The sequence below is a fragment of the Dietzia sp. Alg238-R159 genome, assembly GCF_900537145.1.
GTDB lineage: Bacteria > Actinomycetota > Actinomycetes > Mycobacteriales > Mycobacteriaceae > Dietzia > Dietzia kunjamensis.
Genome location: NZ_UNRI01000005.1, coordinates 53,075 through 68,857 on the forward strand (window position 1 = coordinate 53,075; position 15,783 = coordinate 68,857).

The window sequence follows — 15,783 nt, forward strand, 5'->3', positions numbered from 1 at the left end:
GATCAGGGGCCGATGGTCATGAGGCGTGCGCACCCGGTGGAGGCGGTCCGCGGGGCGGAGCGCCCGCTGATCGCCGCGGCGGAGGCGGCCGGCGATCCCGACGCGGTGATGCGTCGGGCAGCCGCGGGGGTCGCGCACCACACGGCGGCGTTGCTCCGCGAGGTCACCGGCGGTGTCTACGGCCGGTCGGTACTGCTCGTTGTGGGTAGCGGGGACAACGGCGGTGACGCCCTCTACGCCGGCGCCGTGCTGCGTGCGCGGGGGTGTGGGGTCGAGGCAGTCCTGACGAACCCCGATCGTGCCCACCCGCGGGGGGTGGCCGCGCTCCGGCGGGCGGGGGGCCGAATCGTGTCCGCCGGCGAGGTGTGCGCGATCGGGCGGCGAGGGCCCGACGTGGCGGTCGACGGCGTGGTCGGACTCGCCGGCACCGGGCCCCTGCGCGAGCCGGCCGCGGAGGTGATGGCGCGGGTGCACGCCGCGGGCGTGCCGGTGGTCGCGGTGGACCTGCCCAGCGGCGTTGACGCGGACTCCGGCACCGTGCACGAGCCCCACGTGCAGGCGGCGCTCACCGTGACCTTCGGGGTGCTGCGCCGCGCGCATCTGCTCGCCTCGCCGGTGTGTGGCCGCGTCGAGGTGGTGGACATCGGGTTGTCCGAGCCGGCGGCGGGGCCCGGAACGGTCAGGCGCCCGGACCGCGGCGAGGTGGGACGCACGTGGCCGGTGCCGGGCGCGGGAGACGACAAGTACACCCAGGGCGTCGTGGCCGTGCGCGCCGGATCCGACCGGTACCCGGGGGCGGCGGTGCTGTGTGCGTCCGCCGCGGTGGCGGCGACGTCGGGGATGGTGAGGTACGTGGGCTCCGCGGCGGACGCGGTGCTCGCGGCCCGACCGGAGGTGGTGTGCCACCCGACCGTGTCCGGGGCCGGCACCGCCCAGGCGTGGGTGGTGGGGCCCGGGGGCGGGACGGGGGACGACGCGGTGGCCGACATCGACGCGGTCCTGGCGACGGGGCGCCCCGCTCTGCTCGACGCGGACGCACTGACCTGTGTCGCCGCGCACCCGGTGCTGTTGCGCGGTGCGACGGCACCGGTGCTGCTCACCCCGCACGCCGGGGAGTTCGACCGACTCACCGGTGGATGGGACCGCGGGGACCGCCCCGGCGCGCTGCGCCGGTTCACCGCAAGCCTGAGGGACCGGGGGATCGCGGCGACGGTGCTGCTCAAGGGGCGGGTCACCCTGATAGACGACGGCGAGACGACGTTCGCCGTGGATGTCGGTTCCTCGTGGGCCGCGACAGCGGGTTCGGGCGATGTCCTGGCCGGGATGGCGGGCGCGCTGCTGGCGAGCGGCATGGGTGTCGGTGGCATGGGTGTCGGTGGCATGGGTGTCGGTGGCAGGGGGGTCGGTGGCAGGGGGGTGGGCGGTTCCGTTCCCGGGGAGTCGTTGGCGTGGCCGGCGGTCGCGGCCGCGACGGCGCACGGGGAGGCCGCGCGGCGGGCCGCGCACCGCCAGGGAGTGGCGGGTGCGCCGATCGGGGCCTCCGATCTGCTGGCAGCAGTGCCGGGAGCGATCTCCGCCCTGCGGGGGGCGTGAATCGCCCACCGGTGATGGTTTTTGGCAGTATTGACGAAATGGGTCCAGTTGTCCCCCCGGCGCCGTGCCGCGCCGAGATCGATCTGGACGCGATCGAGCACAACAGTCGCGTCCTGGTCCGAGCTGCGCGCGGGGCGCGGGTCATGGCCGTGGTCAAGGCGGACGCCTATGGTCACGGGGCCGTCCCGGTCTCACTGGCCGCACTGCGCGGTGGCGCGCACGCCCTCGGCGTGACGACCATCGCGGAGGCGACGCAGCTTCGGTCGGCGGGGATCGGGGCCGAGATCCTGGCGTGGCTCTACTCGGCGTCCGATGACGTCCGGTCGGCCCTGGAGGCCGACATCGACCTCGCCGTCCCGAGCCCGGGTCACCTCGACACCGTGCTCGAGGCCGCCCGACGTACCGGCCGCCGCGCGCGGATCACCCCCAAGATCGACACGGGTCTCGCCCGGTCGGGCATCGCGTTGGAGGACTGGCCGGCCGTGCTCGAGCGGCTGGTCGCGGCGACCGCCGGCGGTCTCGTCGAGGTGACGGGGTTGATGGCGCACTTCGCCCACGCCGATGATCCGGGCAACCCGGTGATCGACCTGCAGGTGGCCCGGCTGCACGAGTGCGTGTCCCTCGCGCGTGCCCGGGGGCTGGAGTGCCCGGTCAACCACCACGCCAACTCCGCGGCGACCCTGACCCGCCCCGAGGACGGCTTCGAGATGGTCCGTCCGGGGATCGCGCTCTACGGTCTCAACCCGGTCGAGGGCCTGGAGGCCGACCTGGTCCCGGCCATGACGTTCTCGGCGGAGGTCCTCCTGGTGAGGCGCGTGGCCGCCGGTCAGGGCGTGAGCTACGGGCACACGTGGCACGCCCCGCACGACACCACCGTTGCCCTGATCGCTGCCGGTTACGCCGACGGGGTGTGGCGGCTGCTGTCGGGCCGGATGGACGTCACGATCGGCGGACGCCGGTATCCGAACGTCGGCCGCGTCTGCATGGACCAGTTCGTCGTCGACCTCGGCCCGGAGCCCGCGACGCCGGTCCGGGTGGGGGACACCGCGGTGCTGTTCGGGAACGGGGCCGACGGCGGCCCGACGGCCGCCGAGTGGGCCAGGACGGTCGGCACCATCCACTACGAGGTGGTCACCGCCGTGCGGGGGCGTGCCGAGAGGCACCACGTCCTTCGTGCGTCACACGGTGCCGACCGGGGGCGGGAGGCTGCGATATGAGCGAGGACGACGACGGCGAGGTGACCGGTCGCAGCGGAAGGCCCCGGATCCGTCTGCCCAGACGCCCGGCCCGGTCCGCGGCCGAGGAGCCGGTGGAGGTCCGACCACCCGAGGTCGTGGGGGGCGCGCCCGGGGATCTCGAGGCGATCAGGGAGCATATCCGGACCCCGGGAGGGCTGCGTGCGGGCCTGGGAGCCCTCGGTGCGGCCACGCTCGGTTCGGTGGTCACCCTGCTGCCCGGTCGACGCGCCAACGACCCGTGGGCGGGCGAAGACATGTGGGAACTCGGAGTGGACCGTGGCTCCATGGTCGCGGCCTCCGACGGCGTACCGCTCGCGGTGCGGGAGGCCGGCCCCACCGATGCGCCGATGACCGTCGTGTTCGCCCACGGCTACACCCTGTCGATGGACAGCTGGCACTTCCAGCGGCGGCATCTCGCCGACCGGTTCGGCTCGGAGATCCGGATGGTGTTCTACGACCAGCGTGGACACGGGCTGAGCGGGATGAGTTCGCGGAAGAACTCCACCATCGACCAGCTGTCCCGGGACCTCGACACCGTCATCTCGGCGACGGCACCCACCGGTCCGGTGGTGGTGATCGGGCATTCCATGGGCGGGATGACCGCGATGGGCTATTGCGCCCGCCACCCGGAGGCCGTGCGGGAGCGCGTCCTGGGGGTCGGGCTGGTCGCCACCGCCATGGCCGAGCTCTCCGAAGCGGGGCTCGGCGCGGTGCTCGACAACAAATCCGTCGCGCGGCTCGCCGGTCTCGCGGGCCGGAGTCCCGGGGTGTTCACCAACGGCCGGCGGGCCCTCGGGGCGCTCATCTCACCGTTCATCTACGGCGGTTCATTCGGTGACCCCGCCACGATGAGCCCGACCGTCGCCCGGTTCGTGGACAAACTCATCGGCTCGACCGACGTGCTGACCATCGCCAACTTCTTCGAGACCCTCACCCAGCACGACGAGTCGGCCGCCGTGCCCGTCCTGCGGGACGTCCGCACGACCGTCCTGTGCGGTGACCGCGACCTGCTCACCCCGCTCGACCGGTCGGTCGACATCGTCGAGGAACTGCCGGACGCCGAGTTCGTGGTGGTCCCGGGAGCCGGGCACATGGTGATGCTGGAGGAGCCCGCCCACGTGTCCGAGGTTCTGGGGGACCTGGTGGCCGACGCGATCATCGAATGGCGGGAGAGGGAGCGTCGCGCCGGCGGCGTGGGCCGCGGCGCCACGCCCCCGCCGGACCGGGACGCCGGTGGGGAGACGGCCCCGTCCACCGACCACGACCGGGCCTCGTGACGATCCGCGTCCCCGGGGAGCGCGACCTGCCGACGGTGGAGGACACCCGAGCACTGGGCGCCGAGCTCGCCGGCCTGCTCCGGGCCGGCGACGTCGTGGTCCTCGACGGGCCCCTCGGCGCCGGCAAGACCGCCCTGACCACCGGGATCGCCGCCGGCCTGGGGGTACGCGGACGCGTCACCTCGCCGACCTTCGTCATCGCCCGTCGCCACGCCCCCGCGACGCCCGGCGGTCCGGGGTTGGTCCACGTCGACGCCTACCGGCTGCTCGGCGGCCAGGACCCGGACGGCCCGCAACCGACCAGGGGCGACCTGGCCGACGAACTGGAATCGCTCGACCTCGACACGGCACTCGACAGCGACGTGGTGGTCGTCGAGTGGGGCGCCGGATTCGTCGACTCCCTCGTCGAGGCGCCACTGGTCGTCACCCTTCGTCGGCCCGACGGCACCGACGTCCGGACGGCGAGCTGGCGCCGGGACGCCTCGGACGGTCCCGCACCCGGCCCGGCGGTACCCTGACCCCGTGCTCGTCCTCGCCGTAGACACCTCCACGCCCTTCGTCACCGCAGGGGTGTGCCGACTCGTGCCCGGCGACCGGGACCCGCAGGTGGAGGCACTGGCCACCCGGGTCACCGAGGACGCCCGCGCCCACGCGGAGCTGCTCACCCCGCACATCCTCGAGTGCCTCACCGCCGCGGGCCTCACGCCGGGCGAGCTCGACGCCGTGGTCGTGGGCATCGGTCCGGGACCGTTCACCGGCCTGCGCGTGGGGATGGCGACCGCGGCCGCGTTCGCCGACGCCATCTCCAGGCCGGTCCACGGGGTGTGTTCGCTGGACGGGCTCGCGGCCTCCGCGCGCGCCGCCGGGGCGACCGGAGACCTCGTCGTCGTCACCGACGCCCGCCGCCGGGAGGCCTACCACGCCCGCTACTCCGCGGACGGCGCACGGACCTCGGGCCCCACGGTGGGCCCCGCCGCCGGGATCGACGTGGACGGCGTCGACCACCTGGTCGGCGACCCCGTGCGCCTGGGAGAGGTCACCGCCGCCGGCCACGCCGCCGCGGGGATCCTCGAGGCGGTCACCGCGCCCGACCCCGCCGGCCTCGTCACCGTCGCGGCCCCCGACCTCCTCGCGGGCACGGCCCCGGCGCCGCTGGAACCGCTCTACCTGCGTCGGCCCGACGCCGTCCCGCCCCGGCGCGCCGCACCCTCGACCGCGCTGCGGGGGGTCCAGCGGTGACCGGGACGCCGCCGGACGCGATCGTGCACGACCATCTGGTCGCCGACGACGCCATGCGGTGCGCGGACCTCGAGAGGGTGCTGTTCCCTGCCGACGGTCCGTGGTCGGCGGCGGCGTTCCTGTCGGAGATCGGTTCCCGGCACACCCACTGCTTCGCGGCGCGGGCGGACGGGGTCCTCGTCGGCTACGCCGTGCTGGCCGTGCTCGGCCCCGTGGGCGACCGTGAGTACGAGGTGCACACCATCGGGGTCGATCCGGCCCACCAGGGTCGGGGGATCGGGCGCACGCTCCTGCGCCGCATGCTCGACGTGGCGGACGCGGACGCGTCGCCGGTGGTGCTGGACGTGCGGACCGACAACGTCCCGGCCCGCACGCTGTACGAGGCCCACGGGTTCGAGGTGGTGGGGCTGCGTCCCCGGTACTACCGACCCAGCAGGGCCGACGCGCACCTCATGGTGCGGCCGGCGGGAGCCGCTGGTCAGAACGAGGCAGGGAAGGTGAGCGGCCGGTGAGAACCGTCATGGGGATCGAGAGCTCGTGCGACGAGACGGGGGTCGCCGTCGCGCGCGTGCACGACGACGGCCGCGCCGAGTTGCTGTCCGACGTGGTCGCCTCGTCGATGTCCGAACACGCCCGGTTCGGCGGGGTCGTCCCGGAGATCGCCTCCCGCGCCCACCTCGAGGCGCTGGTGCCCACCGTCCGCGCCGCCCTCGCCGAGGCTGGGGTGGAGCGGCCGGACGCCGTCGCCGCCACCATCGGGCCCGGCCTGTCCGGGGCGCTGCTCGTGGGGTCGTCCGCCGCCAAGGCCTATGCGGCCGCGTGGGGGGCCCCGTTCTACGCCGTCAACCACCTCGTCGGTCACGTCGCCGTCGCGGGCTTCGACGGTGACCCGCTACCCGAGTGCGTGGCGCTGCTGGTCTCCGGTGGGCACACCCAGCTGCTGCACGTGCGCTCGCTCACCGAGCCGGTCGTCGAACTCGGCTCGACCGTCGACGACGCGGCCGGGGAGGCCTACGACAAGGTGGCCCGGCTGCTCGGCCTGGGGTACCCGGGCGGACCCGTGATCGACCGGCTCGCCCGCACCGGTGACCCCGCGGCGATCGCCTTCCCGCGGGGGATGACCGGCCCGCGCGACGCCCGGCACGACTTCTCGTTCTCCGGGCTCAAGACCTCGGTCGCCCGACGCATCGAGGCCGCCGAACGCGACGGCGACCAGCTCGACGTGGCGGACGTCGCGGCCTCGTTCCAGGAGGCGGTGGCCGACGTGCTCACCATGAAGGCGGTCCGGGCCTGCACCGACCTGGGCGTGGACACCCTGCTCGTGGGTGGCGGGGTCGCCGCCAACTCCAGGCTGCGTGACCTCGCCGCGAGCAGGTGTGCCGACGCGGGCCTGACCCTGCGCGTCCCGAGGCCGCGGTTGTGCACCGACAACGGCGCGATGGTGGTGGGGGTCGCCTCCGCGCTCCTCGCCGCGGGCGCGGACCCCAGCCCCCTGACCGTGGCGGCCGACCCCGGGCTGCCGGTCGAGGTCACCCAGGTCGCCTAGTAGCCGAGGAGCGCCATCCCCACGGTGGTGAACGTGAACGCCATCAGCAGGAACGAGGCGACCCCGGCCAGACAGAGGTAGCCGATCACGAGGGCGGACACGGCCATCTCCCTTCCGGCCTCGCCGCTGCGGGTGATCTGCCTGAGGGACGTGTGTCCGATCGCGACCACGACGACCGCGACGGCGGCCGGGACCAGTGGCACGAACAGGCCGAGGAACGAGCCGAACACCACGTTCGCGACGGCGATCACGAGGGCGACGACGGCCAGAGTGTTGGTCCCGGGAGGGTGGAACGATCCCGGCGTGCCGTCGGCGCCCCCGGTTCGGCGGCGCGGCCCCTCGGGCCGGTCCCCTGGCTTCTCGGGTGGGTGCATACGAGGAGGTCACTCCCGGGGTGGGTTGGGATGGCCCGCCGGTGCGCCGGCTGAGCGGTCGATCCGCGTCCGTTGCGCGAAGTACAGTCCCAGCCCCGCGAGGGTGATCCCGCCGATGAAGTTGCCGACGTGCACCGGGATCTGGTTCCACAGCAGCCAGTCGGCGATGCTCACATCGGCCCCGAGCATCATGCCCGCGGGGATCGTGAAGTGGTTGACGACCGCGTGCTCGTAACCGAGGGCGAAGAACGTGAGGATCGGCAGCCAGATGGCGAGGATCTTGCCCGAGGTGCTCGTGGAGGAGAAGGACATGATCACGCCGAGCGCGACCAGCCAGTTGCACAGTACGGCGCTCAACGTCACCCAGCCGAGTCCGGTGACGACGCCGGCCTCCTTGTAGGCCACCGTCTTCTCCACCGCGAGGTCCACCAGGCCCTGGGCCCCGGTGGCGTCGGGTTCGGTCCCCATCCCGGTGAGCACGGAGGTCAGCATCCACGCCGCCGCGAGCCCGCCGACAGTGTGCCCGAGGATCATCCAGCCGAAGATCCGTAGGCAGTCGCGCGCCCGGATGCGGCCCTCCATCGCGGCCAGCGGGACCAGCCCGTAGGCGCCGGTGACGAGTTCCCAGCCGAGCAGGACGACCATGGTGAGGCCCAGTGGGAAGAGCACGGCGCCGAGGATCGCCACTCCGGTCGCCTCGGTGGCCACGACGGCCAGAAGGGTGGCCGCGCCGAGCAGGTAGACGGCGAGGAAGCCGCGGAGGGCCAGTTGCCACCCCGGGGCGTCGGCTTTCGCCTCCCCGCCCTCGACTGCGGCGGTGACGATGTCCGGGGGCGCGACTGCGGTCATTTCTGGGCCTCGCTGTACTCGATCGGGATCGGGTCGGGCAGAGGGGGTGGTCCGGTTGATGTCCGTGCGGTGCGGGTGAGCCTACCCGCGGCGCAGGCCCGCGCCGAGCGTTCTCCGATCCCCGTCGGACCCCGATGGCGGCGAACCCGCACGCGGTTTCCTTGAGTGCTGGCACTCGCCTGTGTAGAGTGCCAATAGACACGGAGCTCCGAGGGCGCCACCCGCGACGGTGCACGCGGCAGCCCGGGTCGTACATAAACCACGGGCCGCCTTCCGGCGTCCCGATCTGTCCAACCACACTCCGAGTCGCCCGGCATCCGGGCGGCCACACCCCATACGGGAGGATCATCGTGGCGATCAAGCCGCTTGAGGACAAGATTCTCGTCCAGGCCCTCGAGGCCGAGACCACCACGGCGTCGGGTCTCGTCATCCCGGACACCGCCAAGGAGAAGCCCCAGGAGGGCACCGTCGTCGCGGTCGGCCAGGGCCGCTTCGACGAGGACGGCGACCGCATCCCCATGGACATCAAGGAGGGGGACAAGGTCATCTACTCGAAGTACGGCGGCACCGAGATCAAGTACGAGGGCAAGGAGTACCTGATCCTCTCCTCGCGTGACGTCCTCGCGGTCATCGACTGACGTGAGCTGTTGACCCCCGCCCCGGCGGCGCCGGCCAGAGCCAGGCACCACCGGGGCGGAGGTGTCTCACCCCGCGGTACCCGCCCGTCACGACCACCCACTTCCCTCCAGGAGTTCCATCGATGTCCAAATTGATCGCGTTCGACGAGGAGGCCCGCAAGGGCATGCTCGCCGGTGTCGACGAGCTCGCCGACACCGTCAAGGTCACGCTCGGCCCGAAGGGCCGTCACGTCGTGCTCGCCAAGGCCTTCGGCGGGCCCACCGTCACCAATGACGGTGTCTCCATCGCCCGCGAGATCGAGCTCTCCGAGCCGTTCGCGAACCTCGGCGCACAGCTGGTCAAGAGTGTCGCCACCAAGACCAACGACGTCGCGGGCGACGGCACCACCACCGCCACCGTGCTCGCCCAGGCACTCATCCGCCAGGGGCTGCGCAACGTGGCCGCCGGCTCCAACCCGATGGCGATGGGCAAAGGCATCGAGAAGGCCTCTGCCGCCGTCGTGGAGTTCCTCCGCGGGGCAGCGACACCGGTCTCCGGCTCGGACGCCGTCTCGCAGGTGGCGACCGTCTCGTCGCGTGACCCCGAGATCGGTCGCATGGTCGCCGAGGCCATGGACGCCGTCGGAGTCAACGGCGTCGTCTCCGTCGAGGAGTCCCAGGGGCTGCACACCGAGGTGTCGGTCACCGAGGGCATCGCCTTCGACAAGGGCTTCCTCTCGCCGTACTTCGTCACCGACCCCGACGAGCAGAAGGCCATCCACGAGGACGTGCTGATCCTGATCCACCGGGAGAAGATCAGCTCCCTGCCGGATCTGCTGCCGCTGCTGGAGAAGGTCGCCGAGACCGGCAAGCCGCTGCTCATCATCGCGGAGGACGTCGACGGCGAGGCGCTGTCGACCCTCGTGGTCAACTCAATCCGCAAGACCCTCAAGGTCGTTGCGATCAAGGCGCCGTTCTTCGGCGACCGGCGCAAGGCCTTCCAGGAGGATCTGGCGATCGTCACCAAGGGGCAGGTCATCAGCCCCGACCTGGGCATGAAGCTGTCGGAGTGCGGCCTGGACGTGCTCGGTCAGGCCCGGCGGGTGACCGTGTCCAAGGACGACACGATCATCGTGGACGGTGCCGGCGACCAGGCGGACGTCGACGCCCGCGTCGCGCAGCTGCGCCGCGAGGCCGAGGCCACCGACTCCGACTGGGACCGCGAGAAGCTCGAGGAGCGCGTCGCGAAGCTCGCCGGCGGTGTCGCCGTGATCCGCGTGGGTGCGGCCACCGAGACCGAGTTGACCGAACGCAAGCTCCGCGTCGAGGACGCCGTCAACTCGGCCAAGGCGGCCGTGGAAGAGGGCGTCATCGCCGGCGGTGGCTCCGTGTTGGTCCAGGCGGCCGCGGCACTCGAGCGGCTGGCCGCCGACACCGCCGACGCCGACGAGGCGGTCGGGGTGAACGTGGTTCGCAAGGCGCTGTCCGCCCCGCTGTTCTGGATCGCCGCCAATGCAGGCGAGGACGGCTCCGTCGTGGTGAGCAAGGTCTCCGAGATGGGCCCGCGCGACGGCTTCAACGCCGCCGTGGGGGAGTACGGTGACCTGGTCTCCGCCGGGATCATCGACCCGGTGAAGGTCACCTCCTCCGCCGTGGTCAACGCCTGCTCGGTCGCCCGTATGGTCCTCACGACCGAGACGGCGATCGTCGAGAAGCCCGAGGAGAAGGGCGCCGGCGGTCACTCGCACGCCGGTCACTCGCACTGATCGCGTCCGGCCCCCGGGCCCCGCTCTCCGCGCCGCGGGGGACGGGGCCCGGCCCCGTTCCGGGCCGGTCACGTGGTCCCACACGCCCCCCAGCGGTTACGCTTGGCGCTCAGCAGTGGTCCCACGACCCAGGGGTCACACGCCTATTCTGAGCCCGAGCCACCTCGGCCGCTGACGGGCCGGGACGTGGGATCCGTCGTGACGTGCATCGCGACCCGAGAGAAAGGCCGTGCCCCGTAACACATCCGTGTAACACGGGGCCCCCGTAATCCGATGACAGGTACAGCAGACGAGTTGGAACTCGCCGTAGCCGAGGCGGTCAAGGGTGACCGTGTCGCTGCCACGCGGGTGCTGGAGCTCGTGCGGCCCGGTGTGGTGCGGTATTGCCGTTCCCGCGTCGGCGGCTCGGAGAGGGTCAACCTGTCTGCTGACGATGTCGCCCAGGAGGTTCTGATCGCGGTTCTCTCGGCTCTGCCGGGGTACCGGGACCAGGGACGTCCCTTCATGGCCTTCGTGTACGGGATCGCGGCCCACAAGGTCGCGGACGCCCATCGTGGCGCCGCGCGGAACAAGTCCGACCCCGTGGAGTACCTTCCCGAGGTGCTCTCGACCGACACGGGGCCGGAGGACCACGTCCTCGACGGCGAGGTGTCGAGAGCGGTGAGCCGCCTCCTCGAGACCCTGCCCGAGAAGCAGAGGGAGATCATCCGGCTGCGTGTGGTGGTCGGACTCTCCGCGGAGGAGACCGCGGAGATCGTCGACAGTACGGCCGGGGCCGTGCGCGTCGCCCAACACCGGGCGATGAAGCAGCTCCGGGCGAGGATCGAGCAGGACGGAGAGGAGCGATGGCGATGAACGACGAAGTCGATCCCGGCACCCGGGACGATGACGCCTCGCTCCACGGGCATGACGTGGACGGCCACGACGAGGACCGGGTCGAGGACGACCGGGTCGAGGTGGATCGCGACGACGAGCTCCTCGACGCGCTCGGACGCGGCGATCGTCCCGAGGGGGATGAGCCTCTCGTCGCGCTGCTCGCGGACTGGCGCGCCGAGGTGGACTCGGCCGGACTCCCGGACCTGCCCAGCGACGAGCAGATCGAGGTGGCCCTCGCCCCGAACGTCTCCCGGTTGTGGCCGCGCCGCGGGTGGGTGCACTCGGGCGAACATCACCACGGCCAGCGTCCGGCCCTGTGGCAGGCGGTGACCGGCGCTGCCGCAGTGGCGGCCGTGGTCGTCGGCGGCCTGTCCGTGGCCGCGCATAGCGCGATGCCGGGCGACCCGCTCTGGGGCGTGTCCAAGACGATGTTCTCCGACCGTGCCGGGAACGTCGAGCTCGTGAGCGATCTCAGCGAGGACCTCGCCGCCGCGGACCTCGCCGCCCGCGAGGGGGACCGGAACGAGGCCGAGCGACTGCTCGATGAGGTGAGCGAGCGGCTCGACGAGGTCTCCGACGCCTCCGAACGTGTCGAGCTGATGAAGCGTCGGGACGCCATCAAGCGCGATCTCAGTCGGGTCACCCCGAGCGTCGTCCCGTCGCCCGCCCCGGCACCCGCGCCGGCCCCGTCGCCCCCGCCCGCTCCGGGTGTGGCGACTCTCGTTCCCGGCCTCCCCGTGCCGTTGCCGTCCAACCTGGTCCCCCCGCCGCCTCCGGGGATGCCGGTCATCCCGCTCCCGCTCGACGGGCTGCGGATCTCGACCACGCTGCAGATCCCGATCGACACCCAGCGGATCCAGGATTTCCTGTCACCGACGACCGGACGACAGGGTGACGAGGCGGACGACGACCGGGTGGTGCCGGCGCCGACGCCGAGCCGCACCACCGTGACTCAGGTCCCGACCCCCACGCAGCCGGCGGCGACCGATTCACAACAGACCTCGCAGTCGGTCCGGCCGACGAACTGACCCCGGGAAACGACTCGATCCCCGCCCTCTCGGAGGGACGGGGATCGAGTCGTCCGGGCCGGGCCGGGCCCGGGTCGAACGGGCGGCACCCGCGCGCGGCGACCGCCTCTGTTCAGCGGCGCCAGTTGAGTCGACGGGGGCGCAGGGCGCGGGCGGCGTCCGCGTAACCGCGGCAGTACTCCCAGGTGACGTAGTCGTCCGGGATCGGGTCGAAGGCCGGCTCGTGGGGGAGCAGGGAGCCGTCCTCGAGGAGCTGCATGAGGTTGGCGCGGAGCATGTCCCACTCGTGGTAGTGCTCCTCGGCGCAGTCGTCACACTGGACCGCGACCCCCTTCACCCCGATCGGGGCCAGCAACCGACGGAACTCCGAGAGATCCGCGAGGTCCTCCTCGATCGCCCGCCGCTCGTCCGCGTCGAGCGGGCCCGTGGGCATGTCGTCATCGACGGGGTCGAGCTCGGCCAGCTCCGCGGCCGGATCATCCGGATCTCCGGCGAACGGGTCGGGCGGCATTCCGTGCCGTAGGGGATCGTCCACGACCTCCACCGTACCCGTGACCACGGTCTCACGTGGTCGACGGTTCGAGCCGTGGCCCCCGGAACCACTATCCTCGAAAGTCAGCACCTAGACGACCCCCCAGGAGGACGGCAGATGAGCGAGTCGAATGGCCCCGTGCGCACCGGCGGCGACGACCCGACCAAGGTCGCGATGGTGGGCCTGACGTTCGACGACGTGCTCCTCCTCCCGGCCGCGTCCGAGGTGGTCCCGAGTGAGGTCGACACCAGCACCCGCCTGACACGGGACATCACCCTGCGGGTGCCGCTGATCTCGTCGGCGATGGACACCGTGACCGAGGCCCGCATGGCCATCGCCATGGCACGGCAGGGCGGGATCGGCGTCCTGCACCGCAACCTCTCCGTGGGGGACCAGGCCGCCCAGGTCGAGACGGTGAAGCGGTCCGAGGCCGGGATGGTGACCGACCCGGTGACCTGCGCGCCCAGCGACACGTTGGCGGAGGTCGACGAGAAGTGCGCCCGCTACCGCATCTCCGGATTGCCGGTGACCGACGAGCGCGGTGAGCTGGTCGGCATCATCACCAACCGCGACATGCGGTTCGAGATGGACAAGTCCCGGCGGGTCGACGAGGTCATGACCCGGGCGCCCCTGGTGGTCGCGCGGGAGGGTGTCACCGCGGAGGCGGCGCTCGGCCTGCTGCGCCGGCACAAGATCGAGAAGCTGCCGATCGTCGACGGTGACGGGCGACTGACCGGACTCATCACGGTGAAGGACTTCGTCAAGACGGAGAAGCACCCCGACGCCACCAAGGACTCGGACGGCCGGCTGCGCGTGGCCGCCGCCGTCGGCACCGGGGAGGACGCCTGGCAGCGCGCCGGGGCCCTCACCGACGCCGGGGTGGACGCCCTGGTGGTCGACACCGCCCACGCCCACAACCGCAACGCCCTCGACATGGTCGCCCGGGTCAAGCGGGAACTCGGCGACCGCGTGCAGGTGATCGGGGGCAACCTCGCCACCCGCGGTGCCGCCCAGGCGATGATCGACGCGGGTGCGGACGCCATCAAGGTGGGCATCGGCCCCGGGTCCATCTGCACCACCCGGGTGGTCGCGGGCGTGGGTGCTCCCCAGATCACCGCGATCCTCGAGGCCTCGGTTGCCGCGCATGCCGCGGGCATCCCCGTCATCGCCGACGGCGGTATGCAGTACTCCGGTGACGTGGCCAAGGCGATCGCCGCCGGCGCCTCGGCCTGCATGTTCGGGTCCCTGCTCGCGGGGTGCACCGAATCGCCGGGTGAGCTGATCTTCGTGGACGGCAAGCAGTACAAGGTCTACCGCGGCATGGGTTCGCTGGGCGCGATGCGCGGGCGCGGCAAGCCCGGGCAGGAGAAGTCGTTCTCCAAGGACCGGTACTTCCAGGACGACGTGCTGTCCGAGGAGAAGCTGGTGCCCGAGGGCATCGAGGGGCGGGTCCCGTATCGGGGAGACGTCGGTCAGGTACTCCACCAGCTCGCCGGCGGGCTGCGAGCGGGCATGGGCTACACCGGAGCCGCCACCATCCCGGAGATGCACCGTGCCCAGTTCGTCCAGATCACGGCCGCGGGGCTCAGGGAGAGCCACCCGCACGCGATCCAGATGACGGTCGAGGCCCCCAACTACAACGTCAAGGACTGAAGTCGCGTGCGCAATGTCGTGGAGATCGGCCTGGGTCGCGAGGCCCGTCGGATGTTCGGGCTGGGCGAGGTCGACATCGTCCCCTCCCGCCGGACCCGCAGCTCCAAGGAGGTGTCCACCTCCTGGCAGATCGACGCCTACCAGATGGACATCCCGGTGATGACCCACCCGACCGACGCGGTGGTCTCCCCGGACTCGGCGGTGGAGTTCTCCAAGCTCGGTGGTCTGGCCGTGCTCAACGGAGAGGGACTGTGGGCCCGTCACGCCGATCCCGGTGCCGTGATCGCCGAGCTGCGGGAGCTCGCGCTGGAGGACGTGACCGGACACCGGGCCGTGGCGCGACTGCAGGAGCTGCACCGTGCCCCGATCGACCGCGAGCTCCTCGCCGCTGCGGTTCACCGCATCCGCGACGAGGGCGCGACCGTGGCGGTGCGGGTCTCACCGCAGCACGCGCGCGAGCTCACCCCGGGGCTCGTCGCGGCGGGGATCGACCTGCTGGTGGTGCAGGGCACGATCATCTCGGCGGAGCACGTCAGCGGTGAGGACGCCCCGCTCGACCTCAAGGAGTTCATCGGTGGCCTCGATGTCCCGGTGATCGCCGGCGGCGTCGTCGACTACAAGACCGCCCTGCACCTCATGCGCACGGGCGCCGCCGGTGTGATCGTGGGATACGGCGGGGTCGACGGCATCACCACCACCGGCCAGGTGCTGGGTATGGAGGTCCACATGGCCACCGCGATCGCCGACGCGGCCGCAGCCCGGCGGGATTACCTCGACGAGACCGGAGGCCGCTACGTGCACGTGCTGGCCGACGGCGACATCTACACCTCTGGTGATATCGCCCGCGCCGTGGCGTGCGGCGCCGACGCGGTGGTCCTGGGTCCGCTGCTCGCGGGCTCGTTGGAGTCCCCGGGCCGCGGTGTCTACTGGGACGCGGTCTCCGCCCACCCCAAGGTGCCGCGTGGGCATGTGTCCGAGGTGGAGGACGAGACGGCCCTGGCGCCACTGGAAGAGGTCCTCGAGGGGCCCACCAGCGTCCCCGACGGCACCCGCAACCTCATGGGCGGACTGCGTCGCGCGATGGCGAAGTGCGGCTACTCCGACGTCAAGGGTTTCCAGAAGGTGGACCTGTCCGTCCGGCCCTGATCGCCCGACCGGGGGTCGGACGGCCCCACTCTCTGGACAAATCGTGACC

The 15,783-nt window shown here is 72.3% G+C and carries 16 protein-coding genes; 13 read left to right on the plus strand and 3 right to left on the minus strand.

Going from position 1 to position 15,783, the window contains the following annotated elements:
• Positions 1-18: 18 nt before the first annotated feature.
• From G6R20_RS12635 to tsaD, 7 genes are read left to right on the plus strand one after another with little or no spacing between them, the layout of a single operon-like run.
• Complete coding sequence (locus tag G6R20_RS12635) at positions 19-1,593, plus strand: bifunctional ADP-dependent NAD(P)H-hydrate dehydratase/NAD(P)H-hydrate epimerase (protein ID WP_163376616.1); 1,575 nt, start codon at positions 19-21, stop codon at positions 1,591-1,593.
• Positions 1,594-1,631: 38 nt separating this feature from the next.
• Positions 1,632-2,810, plus strand: coding sequence for an alanine racemase (gene alr / locus G6R20_RS12640; protein WP_096905929.1), 1,179 nt, complete (start codon positions 1,632-1,634; stop codon positions 2,808-2,810).
• A complete protein-coding gene (locus G6R20_RS12645) occupies positions 2,807-4,108 on the plus strand; it encodes an alpha/beta hydrolase (RefSeq protein WP_240341446.1) in 1,302 nt (433 codons plus the stop codon). The genes alr and G6R20_RS12645 overlap by 4 nt, the downstream gene beginning before the upstream one ends.
• The gene (locus G6R20_RS12650; protein WP_163376617.1) at positions 4,105-4,626 is read left to right on the plus strand and encodes a tRNA (adenosine(37)-N6)-threonylcarbamoyltransferase complex ATPase subunit type 1 TsaE; all 522 of its coding nucleotides are present in this window, start codon (positions 4,105-4,107) and stop codon (positions 4,624-4,626) included. Before G6R20_RS12645 ends, G6R20_RS12650 begins: the two co-directional genes overlap by 4 nt.
• Before the next feature lie 4 nt (positions 4,627-4,630).
• Entirely contained in the window at positions 4,631-5,347 is a 717-nt protein-coding gene (gene tsaB, locus G6R20_RS12655) for a tRNA (adenosine(37)-N6)-threonylcarbamoyltransferase complex dimerization subunit type 1 TsaB (RefSeq protein WP_163376618.1), read from the plus strand.
• A gap of 53 nt (positions 5,348-5,400) precedes the next feature.
• The gene (rimI, locus tag G6R20_RS12660; protein ID WP_163376671.1) at positions 5,401-5,859 is read left to right on the plus strand and encodes a ribosomal protein S18-alanine N-acetyltransferase; all 459 of its coding nucleotides are present in this window, start codon (positions 5,401-5,403) and stop codon (positions 5,857-5,859) included.
• A gap of 8 nt (positions 5,860-5,867) precedes the next feature.
• Positions 5,868-6,893, plus strand: a complete 1,026-nt coding sequence (tsaD, locus tag G6R20_RS12665) for a tRNA (adenosine(37)-N6)-threonylcarbamoyltransferase complex transferase subunit TsaD (RefSeq protein ID WP_163376672.1) — start codon at positions 5,868-5,870, stop codon at positions 6,891-6,893.
• Here tsaD and G6R20_RS12670 read toward each other — a convergent pair.
• Complete coding sequence (locus G6R20_RS12670) at positions 6,890-7,267, minus strand: DUF4190 domain-containing protein (RefSeq protein ID WP_163376619.1); 378 nt, start codon at positions 7,265-7,267, stop codon at positions 6,890-6,892. The genes tsaD and G6R20_RS12670 overlap by 4 nt on opposite strands.
• Before the next feature lie 9 nt (positions 7,268-7,276).
• On the minus strand, positions 7,277-8,116 hold the full coding sequence (locus tag G6R20_RS12675) for a formate/nitrite transporter family protein (RefSeq protein WP_163376620.1): 840 nt from the start codon (positions 8,114-8,116) through the stop codon (positions 7,277-7,279).
• Between the two features lie 344 nt (positions 8,117-8,460).
• On the opposite strand from G6R20_RS12675, the gene groES reads away from it, so the two are divergent.
• From groES to G6R20_RS19020, 4 genes are all read left to right on the plus strand, one after another.
• Positions 8,461-8,754 carry a co-chaperone GroES gene (gene groES, locus G6R20_RS12680; RefSeq protein WP_182636259.1) on the plus strand — a complete coding sequence of 98 codons (294 nt, stop codon included), beginning with the start codon at positions 8,461-8,463 and terminating at the stop codon, positions 8,752-8,754.
• A 122-nt stretch (positions 8,755-8,876) separates the two neighbouring features.
• Positions 8,877-10,499 carry a chaperonin GroEL gene (groL, locus tag G6R20_RS12685; RefSeq protein ID WP_163376621.1) on the plus strand — a complete coding sequence of 541 codons (1,623 nt, stop codon included), beginning with the start codon at positions 8,877-8,879 and terminating at the stop codon, positions 10,497-10,499.
• Positions 10,500-10,772: 273 nt separating this feature from the next.
• On the plus strand, positions 10,773-11,354 hold the full coding sequence (locus tag G6R20_RS12690; RefSeq protein ID WP_132063545.1) for a sigma-70 family RNA polymerase sigma factor: 582 nt from the start codon (positions 10,773-10,775) through the stop codon (positions 11,352-11,354).
• On the plus strand, positions 11,351-12,403 hold the full coding sequence (locus G6R20_RS19020) for an anti-sigma-D factor RsdA (RefSeq protein WP_275898249.1): 1,053 nt from the start codon (positions 11,351-11,353) through the stop codon (positions 12,401-12,403). Before G6R20_RS12690 ends, G6R20_RS19020 begins: the two co-directional genes overlap by 4 nt.
• 112 nt (positions 12,404-12,515) lie before the next feature.
• Here G6R20_RS19020 and G6R20_RS12700 read toward each other — a convergent pair whose 3' ends face one another.
• Positions 12,516-12,914, minus strand: a complete 399-nt coding sequence (locus tag G6R20_RS12700; RefSeq protein ID WP_119192283.1) for a DUF5319 domain-containing protein — start codon at positions 12,912-12,914, stop codon at positions 12,516-12,518.
• A 138-nt stretch (positions 12,915-13,052) separates the two neighbouring features.
• Between G6R20_RS12700 and guaB the strand changes: the two genes are divergently transcribed.
• Both guaB and G6R20_RS12710 read left to right on the plus strand, forming a co-directional pair.
• Positions 13,053-14,588: an IMP dehydrogenase gene (gene guaB, locus G6R20_RS12705; RefSeq protein WP_163376623.1), complete on the plus strand. Its 1,536-nt coding sequence runs from the start codon at positions 13,053-13,055 to the stop codon at positions 14,586-14,588.
• Between the two features lie 6 nt (positions 14,589-14,594).
• Entirely contained in the window at positions 14,595-15,734 is a 1,140-nt protein-coding gene (locus G6R20_RS12710) for a GuaB3 family IMP dehydrogenase-related protein (RefSeq protein WP_163376624.1), read from the plus strand.
• Positions 15,735-15,783: the final 49 nt, after the last annotated feature.

Excerpts from the sequence above, each read along its gene's own strand:
- G6R20_RS12690 (WP_132063545.1), top strand. The coding sequence starts at position 10,773 with ATGACAGGTACAGCAGACGAGTTGGAACTCGCCGTAGCCGAGGCGGTC.
- tsaD (WP_163376672.1), top strand. The coding sequence starts at position 5,868 with ATGGGGATCGAGAGCTCGTGCGACGAGACGGGGGTCGCCGTCGCGCGC.
- alr (WP_096905929.1), top strand. The coding sequence starts at position 1,632 with ATGGGTCCAGTTGTCCCCCCGGCGCCGTGCCGCGCCGAGATCGATCTG.
- guaB (WP_163376623.1), top strand. The coding sequence starts at position 13,053 with ATGAGCGAGTCGAATGGCCCCGTGCGCACCGGCGGCGACGACCCGACC.
- groL (WP_163376621.1), top strand. The coding sequence starts at position 8,877 with ATGTCCAAATTGATCGCGTTCGACGAGGAGGCCCGCAAGGGCATGCTC.
- G6R20_RS12670 (WP_163376619.1), bottom strand. The coding sequence starts at position 7,267 with ATGCACCCACCCGAGAAGCCAGGGGACCGGCCCGAGGGGCCGCGCCGC.
- G6R20_RS12645 (WP_240341446.1), top strand. The coding sequence starts at position 2,807 with ATGAGCGAGGACGACGACGGCGAGGTGACCGGTCGCAGCGGAAGGCCC.
- G6R20_RS12635 (WP_163376616.1), top strand. The coding sequence starts at position 19 with ATGAGGCGTGCGCACCCGGTGGAGGCGGTCCGCGGGGCGGAGCGCCCG.
- rimI (WP_163376671.1), top strand. The coding sequence starts at position 5,401 with ATGCGGTGCGCGGACCTCGAGAGGGTGCTGTTCCCTGCCGACGGTCCG.
- G6R20_RS12675 (WP_163376620.1), bottom strand. The coding sequence starts at position 8,116 with ATGACCGCAGTCGCGCCCCCGGACATCGTCACCGCCGCAGTCGAGGGC.
- G6R20_RS19020 (WP_275898249.1), top strand. The coding sequence starts at position 11,351 with ATGAACGACGAAGTCGATCCCGGCACCCGGGACGATGACGCCTCGCTC.
- G6R20_RS12700 (WP_119192283.1), bottom strand. The coding sequence starts at position 12,914 with ATGCCGCCCGACCCGTTCGCCGGAGATCCGGATGATCCGGCCGCGGAG.